Genomic DNA, 16,343 nt, shown 5'->3' with positions numbered 1-16,343 from the left:
CTCCCACCTTTTTATATTATTAAATCATATACTTTGAAATTTCTTCATCCTTCGCTGGTTCTACTGTTAATATATTATATTTATTTTGATTATAAATTCTATACTTAACACGTACATTTTTTTCTTCCCTAGCTTTACTGTATCTTGCTGCAATTCTTGCTGCAAGAACTATATCCTCTTCCCTAGGATTTCCACGTAATACTACTGTTGAACCATGAACATCTAGAGTGTCAAACACATAATCTCCTTCTTTAATCATAGGCTTTAACATTTTAAATTCATCCTGTGTTCTTGTGGAAATTATCTTAACGTTTTCATTTATTCTAAAATGTCTTCCTATGTTTAATATATCTACATCATCAACCTTTGCATCTTTATTATAAGTTAACAGATCCTTTAGCCTTTTTGAAAAACCAGGATCAGTGAGTTTACAACCACCTGCTGGAGAAGGATATTCCTTTATACCCCACTTTTCAGCAAGTTCCATCTGAACCTTTCTTCCTCTTCCTGAAATTCCTAAAAGCTTCTCTCTATCTACAAGTCCTTCCTTTTCCATCCACGTTTCTGGCAAGTTCTTTGCACAAAGTGGTCTTAATATGTACTCCTCATATCCAGATTCTCTCTTTACAATATCAAGTGCCTGTCTATTTTGAGACATAGGTCGTTGATTTAAAACTTCACCTGTTACAATAAAATCAGCATTTAATTCCTTCATTAATTTTCCAGCATAATTTAACATCATAGCATGGCAGTCTATACATGGATTCATGTTCTTTCCGTATCCATGCTTTGGATTTTTAACCATTTCTAGATGTTCCTCTGAAAAATCTATAACCTTTAAAGGTATATCAATTTGTTCACACATCTTAATTGCTCTATCACATCCAAAGAAAGCAGATTTAAAGCAAATTCCAATAACTTCTATTCCCTGATCTTTTACAAGCTTTGCAGCAAGCCCACTGTCTAGTCCGCCTGAAATTAATGCAAGTGCTCTCGCCATATTATCAACTCCTTTTATGAGTCATCTATATTATAATAAATTAAACATAATAATATGTAAATATGTTTTTTATTTTTAAAGCCTCAAAGAAGGAGTCCCTTCTCTGAGGCTATTTTTAGCTGTGATTATGAGTCTGCTCATACATCTTTTGAGCATATTGAATTGCTGCAGCTACAAGGTTTCCACACTCTCTTGATGGAACGTCTCCCCAGCCTTTTTCCTTTACGATGTCATAGACACCAAGTTCCTTCGCAAGCTCATACTTTAGCTCTTCGGACATAATACTTCTATGTCTTGACATCTTTAATCCCCCCTTCTACTATATAATTTTCCCCCAATTAAATTTTATATGTTATAAACTACATGGTAAGCTCTCCATTTGGTGTATCCATTATCTTTAGTATCCTTTCCTCAACTCCATCCATAGCATTTATATACACAATAAATTTTTCTCCCTTATATTCTCCATAGAACTCATAACACAAAACTTCCCTTAGAGATTCCATAGGTATTAATGTTAACCTTACATTTTTTATATTTAAATTTCTACTTACATTATTTCTTGCCTCTTGTGGTGTAATCCTAGGTTTTGGTATTTTTCTTTCTGTATGTGCAACAAGATAGTGCTGAGCTTCAACACCAATTATATCTCCATTATCAAGTGCAATTTTTAATTTTATTTGATCAGGATAAACTACAACCTTATCCTGAACATAGACATAGTTTATAAGAGCTATGTTATCATACTTTAAAGTATAAGAAGGTATCATATCTCTATATCCTATACTATCTAAAAACTTCATACCTTTTTCTACTGCCTGCTTCATGCTAATTTTACTTCCCTTGACTTCTCTTGTATCAAGTAGATAAACAACCTTTCCTCCATTTTGACTTATATCAACATCTACTGTTGCTTCCTTATTTCCCTTCATTTTTACCTTAAATGGATAGACTGGTATCTTACCACCCTGCTTGTTACTATATGTATCTATTGATTGAACCTTATCATTTCCTAGTATATCTTTTACTATCCTCTTTGCTTCATCAATACTTATTTTTGGTTCTGATAAAACTTTAGGCTTTATATTTAAAACATTCTCTGAAAATGGTCCATCATAAATCAAAGTAGGATACTGTTGCAGTTCTTTTGATATTTGTTCAAATTTAACATCAACTGGATTTTGAAGCTGTTGTGAAAATAATACCTTTCCCTTTAATTTAATTTCAGTCCAGTCTATTTTCCCTTGGGATACTTCCTGCTGTAATTCATGAAGTTTTACATTTAAAAAACCTGCATAATCATTTAGCTTTTCAAGAGTTTTTAGTTCAACTTCATTTAAACTTTGACCACTACTACTTCTTTTAAGAAGGGTATAGGAAAAGTCTCCTACTTGAGATAAAAATTTAGATGTTTGTGATAAGGCTTCATGGGAAATTGGAAGGCTATTTAGCTTATCCTGTGCAGCTCCTGCCTGCCTCCATATTTCACTAAATAATATAATTCCCTGTTTTTCTGACATAGTAACTGGAACTTTGGATAAACTAGCTTGTAGGGCTTCAACGTTTGAAACTATTTCATATAAATCCTTTTGATACTGGTTTCCAAGAAAAATTCTATAATCACGCCTATCAAGATACATTAACATGCCAAATGTAGTGGTAAAGACAATTATTATGGAAACAACTATAGCTAAAAATGACCTTTTGTTAAACATATTACCACCCTTTACATAAAAATTTCTAAACATATTTTTTGTATTTTAGGTTACTTTATACATTTAATTTGTTGTTAATTTTGTGTTAATAAAAGGATTTTTTAATATTTTTTGTTTATAATAAGACTAAGTGAGGTGTTGTTATGAAGATTTTATGTCTTACAGTATCTGCAGGTAGTGGCCACATTAAAGCAGCAGAAGCCTTAGAAAAATATTTTCTAAGTCACTATGAAAACATACATTTTGAAACTGTAGATACTCTAAAGTATATAAACCCAATAATTGATAAAATAATTGTAGGTGGTTATTTAAAAAGCTTAAAAAGAACACCTTCTCTTTATGGTAAATTATATAAGTTTGCTGAAACTGAAGATGCTCTATCAAACCTATCTAGTTTAGTTAATGAACTTCTATCAATAAAAATTAAAGGACTAATTGAAGAACTAAATCCTGATGTAATAGTTTGTACTCATCCCTTCCCTATTGAAATGGTTTCAAAACTTAAAAAGAAAAATAAAGTTGAAGTGCCCTGTATTGCAATACTTACTGATTATGCTCCACATTCCTTTTGGTTTTACAGCCATATAGATGCTTATGTAATACCAAATGAAGACTTTATACAAGATTTGATAGAAAAGGGCATTTCAAGGGACACTATATATCCTTTAGGAATACCTGTCTCTGAAGAATTTTTAATAACCATAGATAAAAAGGAAGCTAAATCAACATTAGAATTAGATGATAAATTCACAATTCTTCTTATGGGTGGAGGACTTGGTATTGGAAATATTAAAGACATATTTGAAAAGCTAGCATTTTCAAAACTAGATATACAAATAATTGCCTGTGCAGGACAAAATGTAAAACTTAAAAATCAACTTTTAGAGATTTCATCAAGAAGCTATAAAAAGACCGTAATTTTTGACTACACAGATAACATAAATCTTTTAATGTCTGCATCTGATCTTTTAATCTCAAAACCTGGTGGACTTACAATTACAGAAGCCTTGATAAAGGAACTACCAATTGTTATAAACTCTGTTATACCAGGTCAAGAAGAAAAAAATGCAGACTATCTTTTAAATAACGGTATTGCAGCAAGAATATATTCAGAAGATAGTGTCATTAGCATATTGATGCAGATTATGAATAGTAAAGTTAGATTAAAGCATATGAAGGAATGCTGTAGAGAAAAGGCAAAACCAAATGCCACAAGGGACATTTGTAACCTTATAATAGATCTTGCAAATAAAGAGTCAGCCTTAAAATAAATTAGGCTGACTTTATTTTAATAATTGTTGTATTATTTCTACTATTTTAAATCTAAATACTACATTTTCATGCTTATCCTCTTTAGTTTCTGATACATTCATCACTTCAACTACTTCATCACCATCTAAAACTTTATAAAGTTCCTTTTCTGTTTCTTCTGTAGTAAGTCCTCTTGTTATATCTATAAAGCATAGAGGAGGAAACATTACACACCACCAGTTTTTACCTCCACCTTCTCCAAGAACAATCCTAAGTGCTGTATATTCTCCTTCAGATAAAGTTATGTCTCCATAGCTTTTTATAGGGAATGTGTATGTTCCTAAACTTGCCTTTGCAGTATATTTGTATTTATTTTCCTTCAAAACTTTGTTTGATATTTCTTCGATTTTATCTATATTGTCAGTAATTATTTTAATAGCTTCATCTTTATTCTTTGCACTCTGTAATTTAGGACCTAACTCCTTTAAAACAGCATCTCTAACCTTAAGTTTTACATTTTGATCCCCTTTAGAATCGCTATTTGCTATTACATGAAATCTAATTAACTTATCTTTATAAGTTAAAGTATTTGTTTTTTTATTTGCATACATAAAGGATACAAGCAAAGCCAACAAGATTAAGATACTTAAGTATTTTTTCATTCTAAAAACCCCCTCTTTAAGAACCTACTATTAATATTTCCAATTTTATATTTTTTAAACAACAAAAGAAGGGATTTTTTTAAATTATCTACTAGAACCTATTCTTCTTATAAAGGCCTTTGCTTCAACTTCAAAATCTGCCTCCCTAAAGGCTTCGTCCCAGTTATCTTCATATTTTTTAAATATCCTATAATAATTTTTTCTAGTATAATCTTCTAAACCTAAATAATCTAACTCAACAACATTCTGAAAATACTTTATAGCCTCCTTTAACTCTAGTTCAAAGGATTTTGATATTATTGCTTCAATTTCGTCTATTTGTTTTTTATCTAATTCTTCTTTGCTAAATACATTGTTTTCCAATAAACCCTCAATTTCTGCCTTTATTGTAAATTTCAGTTTTCCCTCTTCCTCCTTAACATATATGTTTCTAAAGCTGTCTTGAATAAAATAAGATAAATCTACTCCTTTAAAATTTATAAACTTCCTACCACCTTTAAAATTGCCATTTATAAATTGAAATGCTCTTAAATATTTTTCATCAACCTCTTTGTATAATTTATTATCCTTTACAAGCGCAAGTCCCTTTACTTCTACTTCATCTTCATTTACAGTAATAATTGGAAGTATAGCCTTATTACTTGAGTTTAACTGTGATATGAATTTAAACAATTTAATTGGTACCACATATGATAATTTACTTGCATTATTAAATACTCCCTGTATATATGTAACAAGATAAATATCAAGCTTAGGTTTTATATTTGTAAGTTTTTCAATATCTCCTTTCAACATCATTATATTAACTTGAGCATTTATATCTGGGTCCCTCTCTAAAAAGTCTAATATTTCTTTAAATAAATTCTCATCTTTTAACACCTTTTCAGTTAATACAACAACCTTCATATGGGCAAAAAAGGGAGTTCTATTAAGCCTAATACCTATTTTTCTTATTGCATCAGGAATGGATTCTGCCTCTGCTTCAACGGTTACAAACCCCTTTTCACCACCCTTTAAAACCTCACCTGGATTTGCAAGTGTGAATATAACCTTTAGAGTGCTATCCATTTTTTCTTCATAAAATGGTTCAATTGTTCCTCCACCCTTAGATTTTTCTGCTTCTAATGCATCTATAAATATTCCTCCAACAAATGCCCTCTCATCTATTTCAACCTTATCCCAACATCCTTGAAAAATAAAACTAAATATCAACACTAAAACCAATGGCATCCTCTTCATCTGCTGCCACCTGCCTTTTTAAACCTTGATAATATATACATTAGTATAGGAAGTATAAATATTGTATATAAGCCTATAGTTGTTGTAAGTAAGTCTCCATACTTCATCATATCTATTATGCTTTCACCAATTAGTGAAGCTAAATATATAAATGGTAAAAATATAACTAAAATGTGTTTTGCCTCAGAATGCCCAATTACATCTTTAGCAACTACACTTAATGAATATAAAAGAGAAACAATTGTTGTATATACAAATAAAACCCAAAGGGCCTCTAATATACCTTCAACCCTTTCAATAAAAGCCCCCGGTATATCTGATGCCTTTATCATACTCATGGTAGGATACATAAGCTTTGTTGTAAGCTGTGCTCCAAATACTGAATAACATTCAATTATTGTAATAACATAGGCAATGATTAAAAATACCATAGCTCCTAAGGAAGCCTTAAAGGCTTTGTTAGGTTCCTTTATAAATGGAAATATTATAAGCAGTGCTTCAAATCCTGCATATGCAAATAGAGCAGATTTGATTCCCTTTGCAAAGCTTAATATATCGTGGGACAAAAAAGGTTTTAAATTGGAAAAATCAGCACCATTCAATCCTATTAAAAATAATATAAAAAGAACAAATACAATAACAGGAGTTACTGTCTCAAAAAATCTAACAATGGGTTCAATCCCAAGCCTTGCCAATATAACAGATAATACTATAAGCGGAAGCATTATCTGTTCGAGTGGAGTTCTATTTAAAAGAAATATCTTTGCTGTTTCTCCAAATATTCTAACCTCAAGTGCTGCAAATAGGAGGAAGTATAAAAATGTTGGTATTGCAAGAATTGTGCCTAATATATTTCCAAATAAAAGCTTTAATGTACCTACAAAACCATTTTGAGGAAACTTTTCACCAACCTTGCACATTATGTACACAATACCAATACATATTAAACCTGCAATTATTGAAAGTATCCAACCATCATTTTCAACCTCTTTTGCCATGGAAGCTGGAAGGGTTAGTATTCCTACTCCTAAAATTGTTAAATATATTAAAACTCCTACTTGATAAGTTGAAATCTTATCATTGCCCTTCTGCATTTTCATCACCTACCTGCCTTATCTCATCCTTAGGTTTTATATGTTTAGGCCTTTTAATCATATACTTCCAAGGCATTCTTACAATTAGAGAGTCCTTTATGTCACTAAATTCAAATGGTGCAATAGGAGCTAAAAATGGTACTCCAAAACTCTTTAAATTGCATAGATGTATTAGTACCATAATTGAACCTAAAACTATTCCATATAATCCATATATAGAAGCTAAAACCATTAAAATAAACCTTACCAATCTAAAAGCTGCAGACACTTCATAGTTTGGAATTGAAAATGAAGCAATTGCAGTAATTGCAACAACAATTACCATAATAGGACTTACAATACCTGCAGACACCGCTGCCTGACCTATTACAAGACCTCCAACTATACCTATGGTGGAACCTATAGGTCTTGGTAGTCTTACTCCTGCCTCTCTTAAAAGCTCAAGTGTAAGCTCCATAATTATTGCTTCAATAAAGGCAGGGAAAGGTACACCTTCTCTTGTTGCTGCAATTGAGAGTGCAAGCTTTGTGGGGATAATACCAGGACTGAAGGAGGTTATTGCTATATATAAAGATGGTGCAAGTATTGCAATAGCTCCACATAAAACCCTTAGTACCCTTACAAAGCTAACAACAATACTTCTTGAATAGTAATCCTCTGGAGATTGGAAAAAAGCTGTCAATGTAACAGGAACAATTAATGCAAAAGGTGAATTATCAACTAGTATTCCAACTCTTCCCTCATATACAGCCGCCGCAACAACATCAGGTCTCTCTGTTGTTTGAACCTGTGGAAATAAACTTAAGGGCCTATCCTCTAGGTACTGCTGTATATATCCACTATCTAAAATAGCATCTATGTTTATTGAATCTAACTTTTTAATTACCTCATCAACTATCTGCTTATCAACTATATCATCTATGTACATTATTGCTATGTCAGTTTTGGAGCGAACTCCTATCTGTTTCTGCTTTATCTTAAATCTTGGATCCCTTATCCTTCTTCTAACTAGTGCTGTATTCATTCTTATTGTTTCTGTAAATCCATCTCTAGAACCTCTAATTACTGTTTCAGCCGTTGGCTCCTGTACTCCTCTTACTGGGAAAAACTTTGTAGCTATAACTAGAGCTTTATTTTCTCCATCTACAAAAATTGCAGTATCTCCAGATAAAACAGCTAATACTGAATCCTCTATATTATCGCTCTCTTTAAAATCTGTAACAGACATAGCTGCAACCTTTGAAGCCTCATATATTTCGTCCTTTATTTCCTCAAAGGTAGGATCCACCATCCTTGCCATAAGCATAAGGGGTTTTAAAACAAAATTATTTAATAGATCCTTTTCAGCCATTCCATCAACATAAAAAAGAAAAACATCTCTTCCTTTATCCCCACCTATTTTAAACTGCCTATATACTACATCATCACAGTCCTTAAGTAAATTTTTCACCGAAACAATATTATCATCTATCATATTGCTTATAGGAGTTTTTTTATTTGGTATATATTCATATAAAATCTCCCTCTTCATTTAATCACCCCTATATTTCTAGTTTTAAATAAAGTATGTACCCTATTATTGCAATTATCGTATATAGATACATAAAGAACCTGCAGAACTTATACTCCTTTTGTTTTCCATTTTGTTTGTATTCCTTTGAATCGATGTATAAAAATAATACTGTTATTAAAAATAATAGCATTACATTAAAGTCAAAATAGTTCTTAAAAAACTTCAATATAAACATAGCACCACCTCTTTAAATTAGTTTTACTACACTAAAAGATATTTATTCAAAAAAAGATCCACTTTGGTAAAACCAAAGTGGATCTAACTATACAATATTTAAATACTTCTTTACAAAATCTATATCCTCTTGTTTATCGACGTCATTTCCTATTTCTGGGTATTTTGTGAGTATTGCTTTGCCATTTACATCAAACATCCTACCAATTTTACTTTCAACAGCAGGAATTGTTAATTTCCCTAAAGCTAATCTTAATAAAAATGTAAGTCCTAAAATTCTGCTCATTTTAAGAGGTTTTTTTCTATATTGAACTAACTGTTTAGCCTTATCTGTAAACTTATCTATTACTTCCATCTTTATATATATAATATTTCCGCCTGTGTATGTTCCTTCCTTCATCTTTACATAGGTTCTTTTTACATCTGGGTATTTTACATCGTTTAACCTTTTATCAATTATAGGATAACCCACATCTATGTTTTTGCTTTCACATTCAATTATAAAATCATCCACTGCCTCTGAACTTACAAGTGGAATATCTGCAGTACAAATAATAAGTGGAGTATTTTTATCCTTTATATATTCAGATGCGGATTGTATATTTTCTATTATACCCTCTCTTGGCCTTATACACCCTTTAACCTTACTTGATATCTTGTTTTCAACATTTTCATCACAAACTATATATATATCCTTAACATTAGCACACCCATTAAGTGCATCTATTATATATTCTATCATATATTTTTGACCTATCCTCAAGAGAGCCTTAGAAACCCCATCCTCTCCCCTATCACCAGCAAGAATTAAAGCATTTACCATATTTTACACCCCTCTATTTATAGTACTTACAACAAAAACTTCCTTTATATAATCTCTCAATCTATTGTGGCATTTTAGAGCATCAGCCTTATCCTCAAAAATACCAAATACCGATGGTCCACTTCCACTCATAAGGCTTCCTAATGCTCCAAATTCCATCATTATATTTTTAATCTCAAAAATAACTGGATATTCTCTTACAGTTACTGTTTCTAAAACATTTACCATTGATTCAGCCAGCGACCTTATATCGTTTGAGTTAATATACTGTATTATTCTTTTGGTATCTGGATGAACTGCTATTTCATCTAATTTTAGATTTTGATATACATATTTTGTTGAAACATTTATTGGAGGCTTTGCAACCACAAGGTGACATGATACATCATTTAACTTTGTTAGCTTTTCACCTATTCCCTCTGCAAGACATGTTCCCCCTTCAAAAAAGAAGGGAACATCTGCACCCAGTTTTAAACCTATTTCCTTCATTTGATCAATTGAAAGATTTAAAGAATACATATCATTTAATCCTTTAATTACTGCTGCAGCATTTGTGCTTCCACCTGCTAGTCCTGCTGCAACAGGAATGTTTTTTTCTATTTCTATTTTGAAGTTATCCTCTATATTAAATTTTTCCTTCATTACCTCTACTGCTCTATAGGCTATATTACTTCTATCACATGGTACATCTATTTTATTACACGTTATAACCATCTCATTATTTTTAGTTATTTTTACCCTATCATATAAAGCTATAGTCTGCATTATCATCTGAAGCAGATGATACCCATCTTCTCTTTTACCAACCACATCAAGTGAAAGGTTAATCTTTGCAGGACATTCTATAATCATAAAAATCCTCCCTTCGTATATACAATTATACATAAGGTTAAAAATTCCTGCAAATATATAATAAAAGCCTTGTCATCTAGTTTAAGGTGACAAGGCTATAAAACACTATTTCATAAATCCCTTCTTTGGAATTAATAGCTTCATTCCTGGCATAATCAAATCAGGATTTTCTATATCATTAAGCTTTACTATATCATCAACTGAAGTACAATATTTCTTAGCAATCTTCCACAATGTATCCTTTGGCTGAACTACATATAAAACTAAGCTTGGCATGTTCTTTAGACTATCTTCTATATCTATCTCTTCTATATTCTTAACAATATCAAATCCCATCTTACTATATAGCTTTGCAACTACCTCAACTATTGCCTTAATATCTATTTCTCTTTGGGATGCCTTGTCAAAGGATAGATATTCTAAATTAACAACAGCATCCTCAATCATATCTATCTTTGCACCATCTATTGAAACAGCTGCTTTAAATGGTATCTCTTCTCTGTAGCTTACAAGCTCCTCTTCTTCCTTTTCTGCTCTATAAACTGCACAAACATCAAGAACACCATCACAAACTACCTTGTCCTCTACAATCTTTACCTCTGTTAATATTGGTTTTGCATCTACATATACAATATCTCTTATACCATCAAGCTCATCATCTATTGTAATTCTCTCTTTTATTGTTTGACTGTCAACGCCTTCACCATAATATCCTATTGAGTTTATATTATCTCTAATAAATTCAAATCTTGAAGTTGATGTAAAGGCATCAACAGTTCTTTCAATAGTTCTTTCATTATATGTCTTAACATTTACATCTAATGATATTTGAATTTCTAAATTCTGCTTTGCTCCTGCTTCATTTTCTAATACTTTATAATCTACATCTGTTATTCTAAAGGATACATCACACTTCATATTTGGTTTTAATTTTTCTATCATCACTTCATTAGTAAAGGCAATATCAACATCTTGAGACATTAATACATTATTTGTAGTTTCAAATAAAACTCTTGAAAGAACACATGCATTTACAACAAGCTTGCCATCTTGAATTAAAATATCCTTCTTATGAACATGTGCTGAAAGTTTAAGTATGTTTGCAAATTCTCCCTTTTCTTGAGGAAGTTCTAGGTTTCCCTTTACTATAACCTTTGATGTATCATCAGATACAAATTCGCAAACCTTCATTGTATCCTTAAGAGATTGAAGATCCTGCCCCTTAATATCTACTATTGTTTCTACTTGACATTTTTCAAAAACAACAGCCTTTAAAACTACAACTGCATTAACCTTTAATTTCTTATCCGATACAATTTCATATTCAAGAGTTTCAATTGAAGGAACAACTTTGCAAACCATATTAGGAGCTGCCATTGGTGCCTGTACATAATGTTTAAAATTAGTATCTGCCTTTTGAATCTTTACTTCTGCTCTCTCACCCCTTGATGCATAAAGTATCTTAAAGGACATTCTTCCATCTACTAAAACTTTATCCTCAAGTACAGTAGTTTCAACTGAAGTAACTTCTCCATCAACGCTTAGTATCTTATCTATCTCTGGGTTCATCTCGTCAATTACAATATCACCACTTACCATTGTTTGACTTGAACCTTCTGAAATTATTCTTTCGTAGCTAAGCATATCTCTAATTAATTCTAATGACATTATATCCCTCCCACCCTAAATTACCTAATATAGTATATAATGCCTGTAGTTTTTTTATGACTAAAACATTATTTAAAGAATTTTTTTAATATTACTTCTTTTTTCGATATATATTGACATTTTTCTTATTTTGTTTAAAATAAATAATTGTTGATGACCATATAACCTCTCATAAATTCTCAATACCCTAAAGAAACCTTAATCTTTTATCCCCCTATTTTAAAAATAAGCTGCCAAACCCATAACCCCACACAAAAACCACCCACCCCGGTGGTTTTTGTGTTTTTTGTCAAAAAAATTTAGGCTGCAGAATGCAGCCTAAATTTTTATATTTACGTCAAATTGCCACTTCGTTGTTTTCAAAAACTATTTGAACATTTTTAGTTAATATGTCGGAATAGCTGTATGATATTACTCTTGTTGTATTGTCACTTGCTTCAACTCTAACTACGAATATATTTGGGTATGTTTGCTCTAATATTCCTTCTTTAACTAAAACCTTTTTTCTACCGTTGTTTGCCTTTAAAAGAACCTTTTCGCCTACATGCTCATCGATATTTTTTTTGATGGCTTCTAAAAGTTCTCTTCCCTTCATAACAAACACCCTCTTTCCACAAATACAATTTTACTCCAACAACTTTATTTTGTCAAATAAAATAATTTATTTTAACAGCATTTTTACCTAAAGTCAACGATTATTTTATGTTTACTATTTTTAAATTTTTTATTAACATCCTCTATCTTCTTTAAATCTCTTAAATACTCATGTAAATATGCTATTATTAAGTTTGACAAAAAGTTGTGGTAATGCCAAGACATTTTATAAACATCTTGGCATTACCACAACTAAATACTAACCTCAAAATATTCACAAATTCCTTTAAACATAGCCTCTGCTATTTTATCTAAATTGTCGTCATTTATTAATTTACTATCCACATTACCTGTAATATATAAGCATTCAACCACAATACCTGTACTCTTACTTTCCCTCAATATAAAATAATCTCCATCCCTACAACCTCTATTTTTAATTTTTACATCCTCTGAAATTCTTTTTAATATTTTATTTGCTAAATTTAATGCATCCTTATCATCCTTAAAACAGTAGACCTCAATTCCATTGACGCTTTCTTGAGGAAAACCATTTTGATGTATGCTAATGAATATATCAGGCCTTCTTTTGTTTATAAGTTTTACTCTATCCGAAAGTGTAACATCCTCATCCTTTTCCCTTGTTAAGATACACTCTGCACCCTTAAGTTTTAATAGCTCACATAATTTAAGTGCAATGTTTAAATTCAAATCCTTCTCTACAAAATCTCCATTTACATGTCCTAAATCTCTTCCACCGTGACCTGCATCTATCACTATTTTCCTTCCCTCAAGAGTATTTATTATTTTATACTCATCTAATTTAATAAATTCTACTCCTGTATAATAGTATTCTATTATATCTTTAAAGTCTTTATTTTCGCCGGCCATACTACATGCACCTTCTATGCATATACCAAGCCCTAGGCCTTCTCCTAATACTTTAAATACTATACTGTCTTCTTTAAAATAAACCCTATTACTCTTTAAATTTAAAATTTCAACTAATTTATCTCCCGTAATCTCCTTTCCAAGTAAATTTAATTTTCTAATCCTTCCAGTATCATCCCTTGATACATCTTTAATCATTTCCCTAATTTGTTCTTTGTAGTTAATTTTACATCCTAAAGTTTCAGCTATTTTGCTACAGTCTACTTTTATCTCCTCACACCTTTGACTACATCTTTTACATAGAACCTTCCTTAAATAATTAATTTTATATCCCAATATAGCCTCTGAATTTGCAGTTCCACCACAACAACATTTAGTAAAAAAGAGTGCTACTGGTTCGGAATTGTTTATAACAACAATCCCTTCTGTTTCATCATAAGCCCTATTTAATATGCTCTTTTTATCACTATCTAATTCATCAAACTTATCAGTGTTTATACTACCTGAATATTCTTTTTTATAAAAACCTGAGTTTTTTACATGAACTATAAGTTCACTTCTCTTTAGAGTAATGAGAGCCTTTAAAACCTCAAAGGGCAAATTAAAAATATCTAAATCTAAAACAAGAATGCTATTTAAAACCAAGTTTCTTAATGGTACACCCATTATTTTCATAAACACCCCACCTATGCATAAGGTGATTTAGGTAGCCCTTCTCTGTATTTACCTCTAGTTTCAAGCCCACCTATACCCTTTATTCCTGTAATTGTACTATCAACTATTTCCTTTGGATTTAAAAATTTGGAAATACTTGAAAATGCTATCTTCTCACATATAAAAACTGGATCCATAGCATGAATAAAAACTCTGTTAGGAGAACTTGCAAAGTTTGCTCCAGCCTCAATTAATGCCTCATAGAAGGATTGACAAGCACCTGCAAATATAACTAAATCATCATAAGACGGCTCATATTCCCTTGCTCTTCTTACAGCCTCTACAAAATATCTTGAGTTTCTGTAGCTATCTAAACTTTTATAATCCTGACTTCCCTTTAGCATTGCATCATGCCCCGTCAAAACTAATATATCTGGCCTTATCTCACTTAAAAGTTCCAACACAACATCAGGTTGTCTGACCTCTGGTACAAACCTTCCATACGCCTCAATTCCTAGCTGTTTATAACCCTTAAGGCATATATTTAAATATTCCATATCTCCATCTATATGAAGGACCTTCCCCGGTCGTCCAAAGGTTATATTAGAATTAGTACTCGGGGTGTTTATTCGCTGAAAGGTCCCTTGATTTCTCCTCTGAAGTACAGCTTTTTTTATAAGGGTATTTACCCTCTTTAAACTTTCATCCTCATCCTTTGTTATCTTTGACATAGGAGGTTTTTCTAAATCTTCTTCTTGAGCATCAGCAATTAGTCTATAGTTTGTGCCCTTTAAAATATAGAGATTGCTTCCATCCTGCTTTTTTACTATTTCCATAATTTTAAAATACACATCTCCGCCATAGGATTTTCTTACCACAATGTCCCCCACTTTGAATTCCTCCATAACTTCACCTCCTTTGTATATAATATGAAATAACTAAATAATAGGTTAAAAATAAATGACATGAATAAGGTTAGAAGTATTTAAAATACATCTAAACCTTCTTCATGTCATTTTTGTTTTTCTATACATACTTACAATATCTCATCTAACTTGCTTAAGAACTCTAAATATTTTTCCTTTTCATCAACTATTTCCTTCATCTTCTTTAGGAAAGTTGTCTCTGTCCAAGTTGCCTCTTTATAATAATACCTATTTGCAAGCCTCCAAAATCTCTGAGGAAATCTTAATAAAACCTTTAGAACATGCTTTTCTTCACTTGTAAGTTCCTTAATACTTGTATATTCCTTTAAAATATCTTTTGCGTAATCTAAATTCCAATCTACTCTCTTTAAAGTCTTAACAATAAGAGTAGATAAATCATAAACTTGTACTTCAGATTTTAAATAATCAAAGTCAACAATATACACCTCTTCTGGACTCTTTATTAATATATTATGATAAGTATAATCATGATGGCACAAAACCTTTTCACTTAATGATTTTTCACAAAGGGCTTTATAAACCTCTAAGTTTAATGCTTCATATGCCTGCTTTGCAAGTTCATAAAAACTATCAACATTAGATAAATAGAGCATATCAAACTCAGTCTTCTTTTTATTTTTATGTGCCATATCCTTCATTTTCTTTAATGTTCTAAGCCTCTTTTCCAAAGTATAAGGTAATTTCCCTATGTCGCATCTAACCTTTAAATTTTCCTCTAAATCAAATCCCCTTGCTGCAATATGGAATTTTGCCAATGTCCTTGCAGCAATCTTTACATCATCTAATACTTTAAAATCACATTCTCTCCCATCAATCCAGTCTGTTACAATATAGATGTCTTCGTTAACTAAAGCATAAGGTGTATTATTAAGGGAAAGATTATATCTATCAACCTTATCAAAACCATTTTCAATTATATGGTTTTTAGCTTTGTAGATGTAATTTAATTTTTGTATTCCATAGGATATTTTCTTTAAACACTTATCTCCTTTATCAGTTTTTAATAGGTACACTCCCTTTTTAGGAATACAATCATATATTCTAAAACCAAACTGATTTGATATTTCAGTTTCTCTAACCATACTTCCACCCCCTTTATTCATTTTTATGTTACAATTTATACAACTATTCCAAAAGAAAGATAAATTTATTAAACTACTTATATACCTTTTTCACATTTTATAAATTAATACATATTATGATATA

16 protein-coding genes are annotated in these 16,343 nt (G+C 31.1%); 1 reads left to right on the top strand and 15 read right to left on the bottom strand.

What is annotated here, in order from left to right; all coding sequences use genetic code 11:
* Positions 1-19: 19 nt before the first annotated feature.
* The 3 genes from TCEL_RS00980 to ypeB form a co-directional block, all read right to left on the bottom strand.
* Positions 20-1,000 carry a DUF814 domain-containing protein gene (locus TCEL_RS00980; RefSeq protein WP_018660224.1) on the bottom strand — a complete coding sequence of 327 codons (981 nt, stop codon included), beginning with the start codon at positions 998-1,000 and terminating at the stop codon, positions 20-22.
* A gap of 115 nt (positions 1,001-1,115) precedes the next feature.
* Positions 1,116-1,301 carry a small, acid-soluble spore protein, alpha/beta type gene (locus TCEL_RS00975; RefSeq protein ID WP_018660222.1) on the bottom strand — a complete coding sequence of 62 codons (186 nt, stop codon included), beginning with the start codon at positions 1,299-1,301 and terminating at the stop codon, positions 1,116-1,118.
* A gap of 58 nt (positions 1,302-1,359) precedes the next feature.
* The gene (ypeB, locus tag TCEL_RS00970; protein ID WP_018660221.1) at positions 1,360-2,715 is read right to left on the bottom strand and encodes a germination protein YpeB; all 1,356 of its coding nucleotides are present in this window, start codon (positions 2,713-2,715) and stop codon (positions 1,360-1,362) included.
* A 143-nt stretch (positions 2,716-2,858) separates the two neighbouring features.
* On the opposite strand from ypeB, the gene TCEL_RS00965 reads away from it, so the two are divergent.
* On the top strand, positions 2,859-3,986 hold the full coding sequence (locus TCEL_RS00965; protein WP_018660219.1) for an MGDG synthase family glycosyltransferase: 1,128 nt from the start codon (positions 2,859-2,861) through the stop codon (positions 3,984-3,986).
* Positions 3,987-3,998: 12 nt separating this feature from the next.
* Here TCEL_RS00965 and spoIIR read toward each other — a convergent pair whose 3' ends face one another.
* The 12 genes from spoIIR to TCEL_RS00905 all read right to left on the bottom strand — a co-directional run bounded on the left by spoIIR (position 3,999) and on the right by TCEL_RS00905 (position 16,219).
* Positions 3,999-4,628 (bottom strand): stage II sporulation protein R, encoded by a 630-nt coding sequence (gene spoIIR / locus TCEL_RS00960; RefSeq protein WP_018660217.1) that lies wholly within the window; start codon positions 4,626-4,628, stop codon positions 3,999-4,001.
* Positions 4,629-4,712: 84 nt separating this feature from the next.
* Positions 4,713-5,867, bottom strand: coding sequence for a Ger(x)C family spore germination protein (locus tag TCEL_RS00955; protein ID WP_018660215.1), 1,155 nt, complete (start codon positions 5,865-5,867; stop codon positions 4,713-4,715).
* Positions 5,864-6,967 (bottom strand): GerAB/ArcD/ProY family transporter, encoded by a 1,104-nt coding sequence (locus TCEL_RS00950; protein ID WP_018660214.1) that lies wholly within the window; start codon positions 6,965-6,967, stop codon positions 5,864-5,866. The genes TCEL_RS00955 and TCEL_RS00950 overlap by 4 nt, the downstream gene beginning before the upstream one ends.
* Positions 6,945-8,492, bottom strand: coding sequence for a spore germination protein (locus TCEL_RS00945; protein WP_018660212.1), 1,548 nt, complete (start codon positions 8,490-8,492; stop codon positions 6,945-6,947). Before TCEL_RS00945 ends, TCEL_RS00950 begins: the two co-directional genes overlap by 23 nt.
* A gap of 10 nt (positions 8,493-8,502) precedes the next feature.
* On the bottom strand, positions 8,503-8,709 hold the full coding sequence (locus TCEL_RS00940) for a CLC_0170 family protein (RefSeq protein ID WP_018660210.1): 207 nt from the start codon (positions 8,707-8,709) through the stop codon (positions 8,503-8,505).
* Between the two features lie 87 nt (positions 8,710-8,796).
* The gene (locus TCEL_RS00935) at positions 8,797-9,531 is read right to left on the bottom strand and encodes a nucleotidyltransferase family protein (protein ID WP_018660207.1); all 735 of its coding nucleotides are present in this window, start codon (positions 9,529-9,531) and stop codon (positions 8,797-8,799) included.
* A 3-nt stretch (positions 9,532-9,534) separates the two neighbouring features.
* Complete coding sequence (gene ispE / locus TCEL_RS00930) at positions 9,535-10,383, bottom strand: 4-(cytidine 5'-diphospho)-2-C-methyl-D-erythritol kinase (protein WP_018660205.1); 849 nt, start codon at positions 10,381-10,383, stop codon at positions 9,535-9,537.
* A 105-nt stretch (positions 10,384-10,488) separates the two neighbouring features.
* On the bottom strand, positions 10,489-12,051 hold the full coding sequence (locus TCEL_RS00925; RefSeq protein WP_018660203.1) for a DUF3794 and LysM peptidoglycan-binding domain-containing protein: 1,563 nt from the start codon (positions 12,049-12,051) through the stop codon (positions 10,489-10,491).
* Positions 12,052-12,388: 337 nt separating this feature from the next.
* Entirely contained in the window at positions 12,389-12,646 is a 258-nt protein-coding gene (locus tag TCEL_RS00920; RefSeq protein WP_018660202.1) for a Veg family protein, read from the bottom strand.
* A 251-nt stretch (positions 12,647-12,897) separates the two neighbouring features.
* Positions 12,898-14,211, bottom strand: a complete 1,314-nt coding sequence (locus TCEL_RS12675) for an N-acetylmuramoyl-L-alanine amidase (protein WP_018660199.1) — start codon at positions 14,209-14,211, stop codon at positions 12,898-12,900.
* An 11-nt stretch (positions 14,212-14,222) separates the two neighbouring features.
* The gene (gene yabG, locus TCEL_RS00910; protein WP_018660197.1) at positions 14,223-15,095 is read right to left on the bottom strand and encodes a sporulation peptidase YabG; all 873 of its coding nucleotides are present in this window, start codon (positions 15,093-15,095) and stop codon (positions 14,223-14,225) included.
* Positions 15,096-15,226: 131 nt separating this feature from the next.
* Positions 15,227-16,219, bottom strand: coding sequence for a CotS family spore coat protein (locus tag TCEL_RS00905; protein ID WP_018660195.1), 993 nt, complete (start codon positions 16,217-16,219; stop codon positions 15,227-15,229).
* Positions 16,220-16,343: the final 124 nt, after the last annotated feature.

It is taken from the genome of Thermobrachium celere DSM 8682, assembly GCF_000430995.1.
In the GTDB taxonomy this organism is placed as follows: Bacteria; Bacillota; Clostridia; order Clostridiales; family Caloramatoraceae; genus Thermobrachium; species Thermobrachium celere.
The sequence above is the reverse complement of the archived record's forward strand: the minus strand, read 5'-3'. Positions and strand labels throughout refer to the sequence as shown.

Excerpts from the sequence above, each read along its gene's own strand:
- TCEL_RS12675 (WP_018660199.1), bottom strand. The coding sequence starts at position 14,211 with ATGAAAATAATGGGTGTACCATTAAGAAACTTGGTTTTAAATAGCATT.
- TCEL_RS00950 (WP_018660214.1), bottom strand. The coding sequence starts at position 6,967 with ATGAAAATGCAGAAGGGCAATGATAAGATTTCAACTTATCAAGTAGGA.
- yabG (WP_018660197.1), bottom strand. The coding sequence starts at position 15,095 with ATGGAGGAATTCAAAGTGGGGGACATTGTGGTAAGAAAATCCTATGGC.
- TCEL_RS00955 (WP_018660215.1), bottom strand. The coding sequence starts at position 5,867 with ATGAAGAGGATGCCATTGGTTTTAGTGTTGATATTTAGTTTTATTTTT.
- TCEL_RS00925 (WP_018660203.1), bottom strand. The coding sequence starts at position 12,051 with ATGTCATTAGAATTAATTAGAGATATGCTTAGCTACGAAAGAATAATT.
- TCEL_RS00920 (WP_018660202.1), bottom strand. The coding sequence starts at position 12,646 with ATGAAGGGAAGAGAACTTTTAGAAGCCATCAAAAAAAATATCGATGAG.
- TCEL_RS00945 (WP_018660212.1), bottom strand. The coding sequence starts at position 8,492 with ATGAAGAGGGAGATTTTATATGAATATATACCAAATAAAAAAACTCCT.
- ypeB (WP_018660221.1), bottom strand. The coding sequence starts at position 2,715 with ATGTTTAACAAAAGGTCATTTTTAGCTATAGTTGTTTCCATAATAATT.
- TCEL_RS00980 (WP_018660224.1), bottom strand. The coding sequence starts at position 1,000 with ATGGCGAGAGCACTTGCATTAATTTCAGGCGGACTAGACAGTGGGCTT.
- spoIIR (WP_018660217.1), bottom strand. The coding sequence starts at position 4,628 with ATGAAAAAATACTTAAGTATCTTAATCTTGTTGGCTTTGCTTGTATCC.
- TCEL_RS00940 (WP_018660210.1), bottom strand. The coding sequence starts at position 8,709 with ATGTTTATATTGAAGTTTTTTAAGAACTATTTTGACTTTAATGTAATG.
- TCEL_RS00975 (WP_018660222.1), bottom strand. The coding sequence starts at position 1,301 with ATGTCAAGACATAGAAGTATTATGTCCGAAGAGCTAAAGTATGAGCTT.
- TCEL_RS00935 (WP_018660207.1), bottom strand. The coding sequence starts at position 9,531 with ATGGTAAATGCTTTAATTCTTGCTGGTGATAGGGGAGAGGATGGGGTT.
- TCEL_RS00905 (WP_018660195.1), bottom strand. The coding sequence starts at position 16,219 with ATGGTTAGAGAAACTGAAATATCAAATCAGTTTGGTTTTAGAATATAT.
- ispE (WP_018660205.1), bottom strand. The coding sequence starts at position 10,383 with ATGATTATAGAATGTCCTGCAAAGATTAACCTTTCACTTGATGTGGTT.
- TCEL_RS00965 (WP_018660219.1), top strand. The coding sequence starts at position 2,859 with ATGAAGATTTTATGTCTTACAGTATCTGCAGGTAGTGGCCACATTAAA.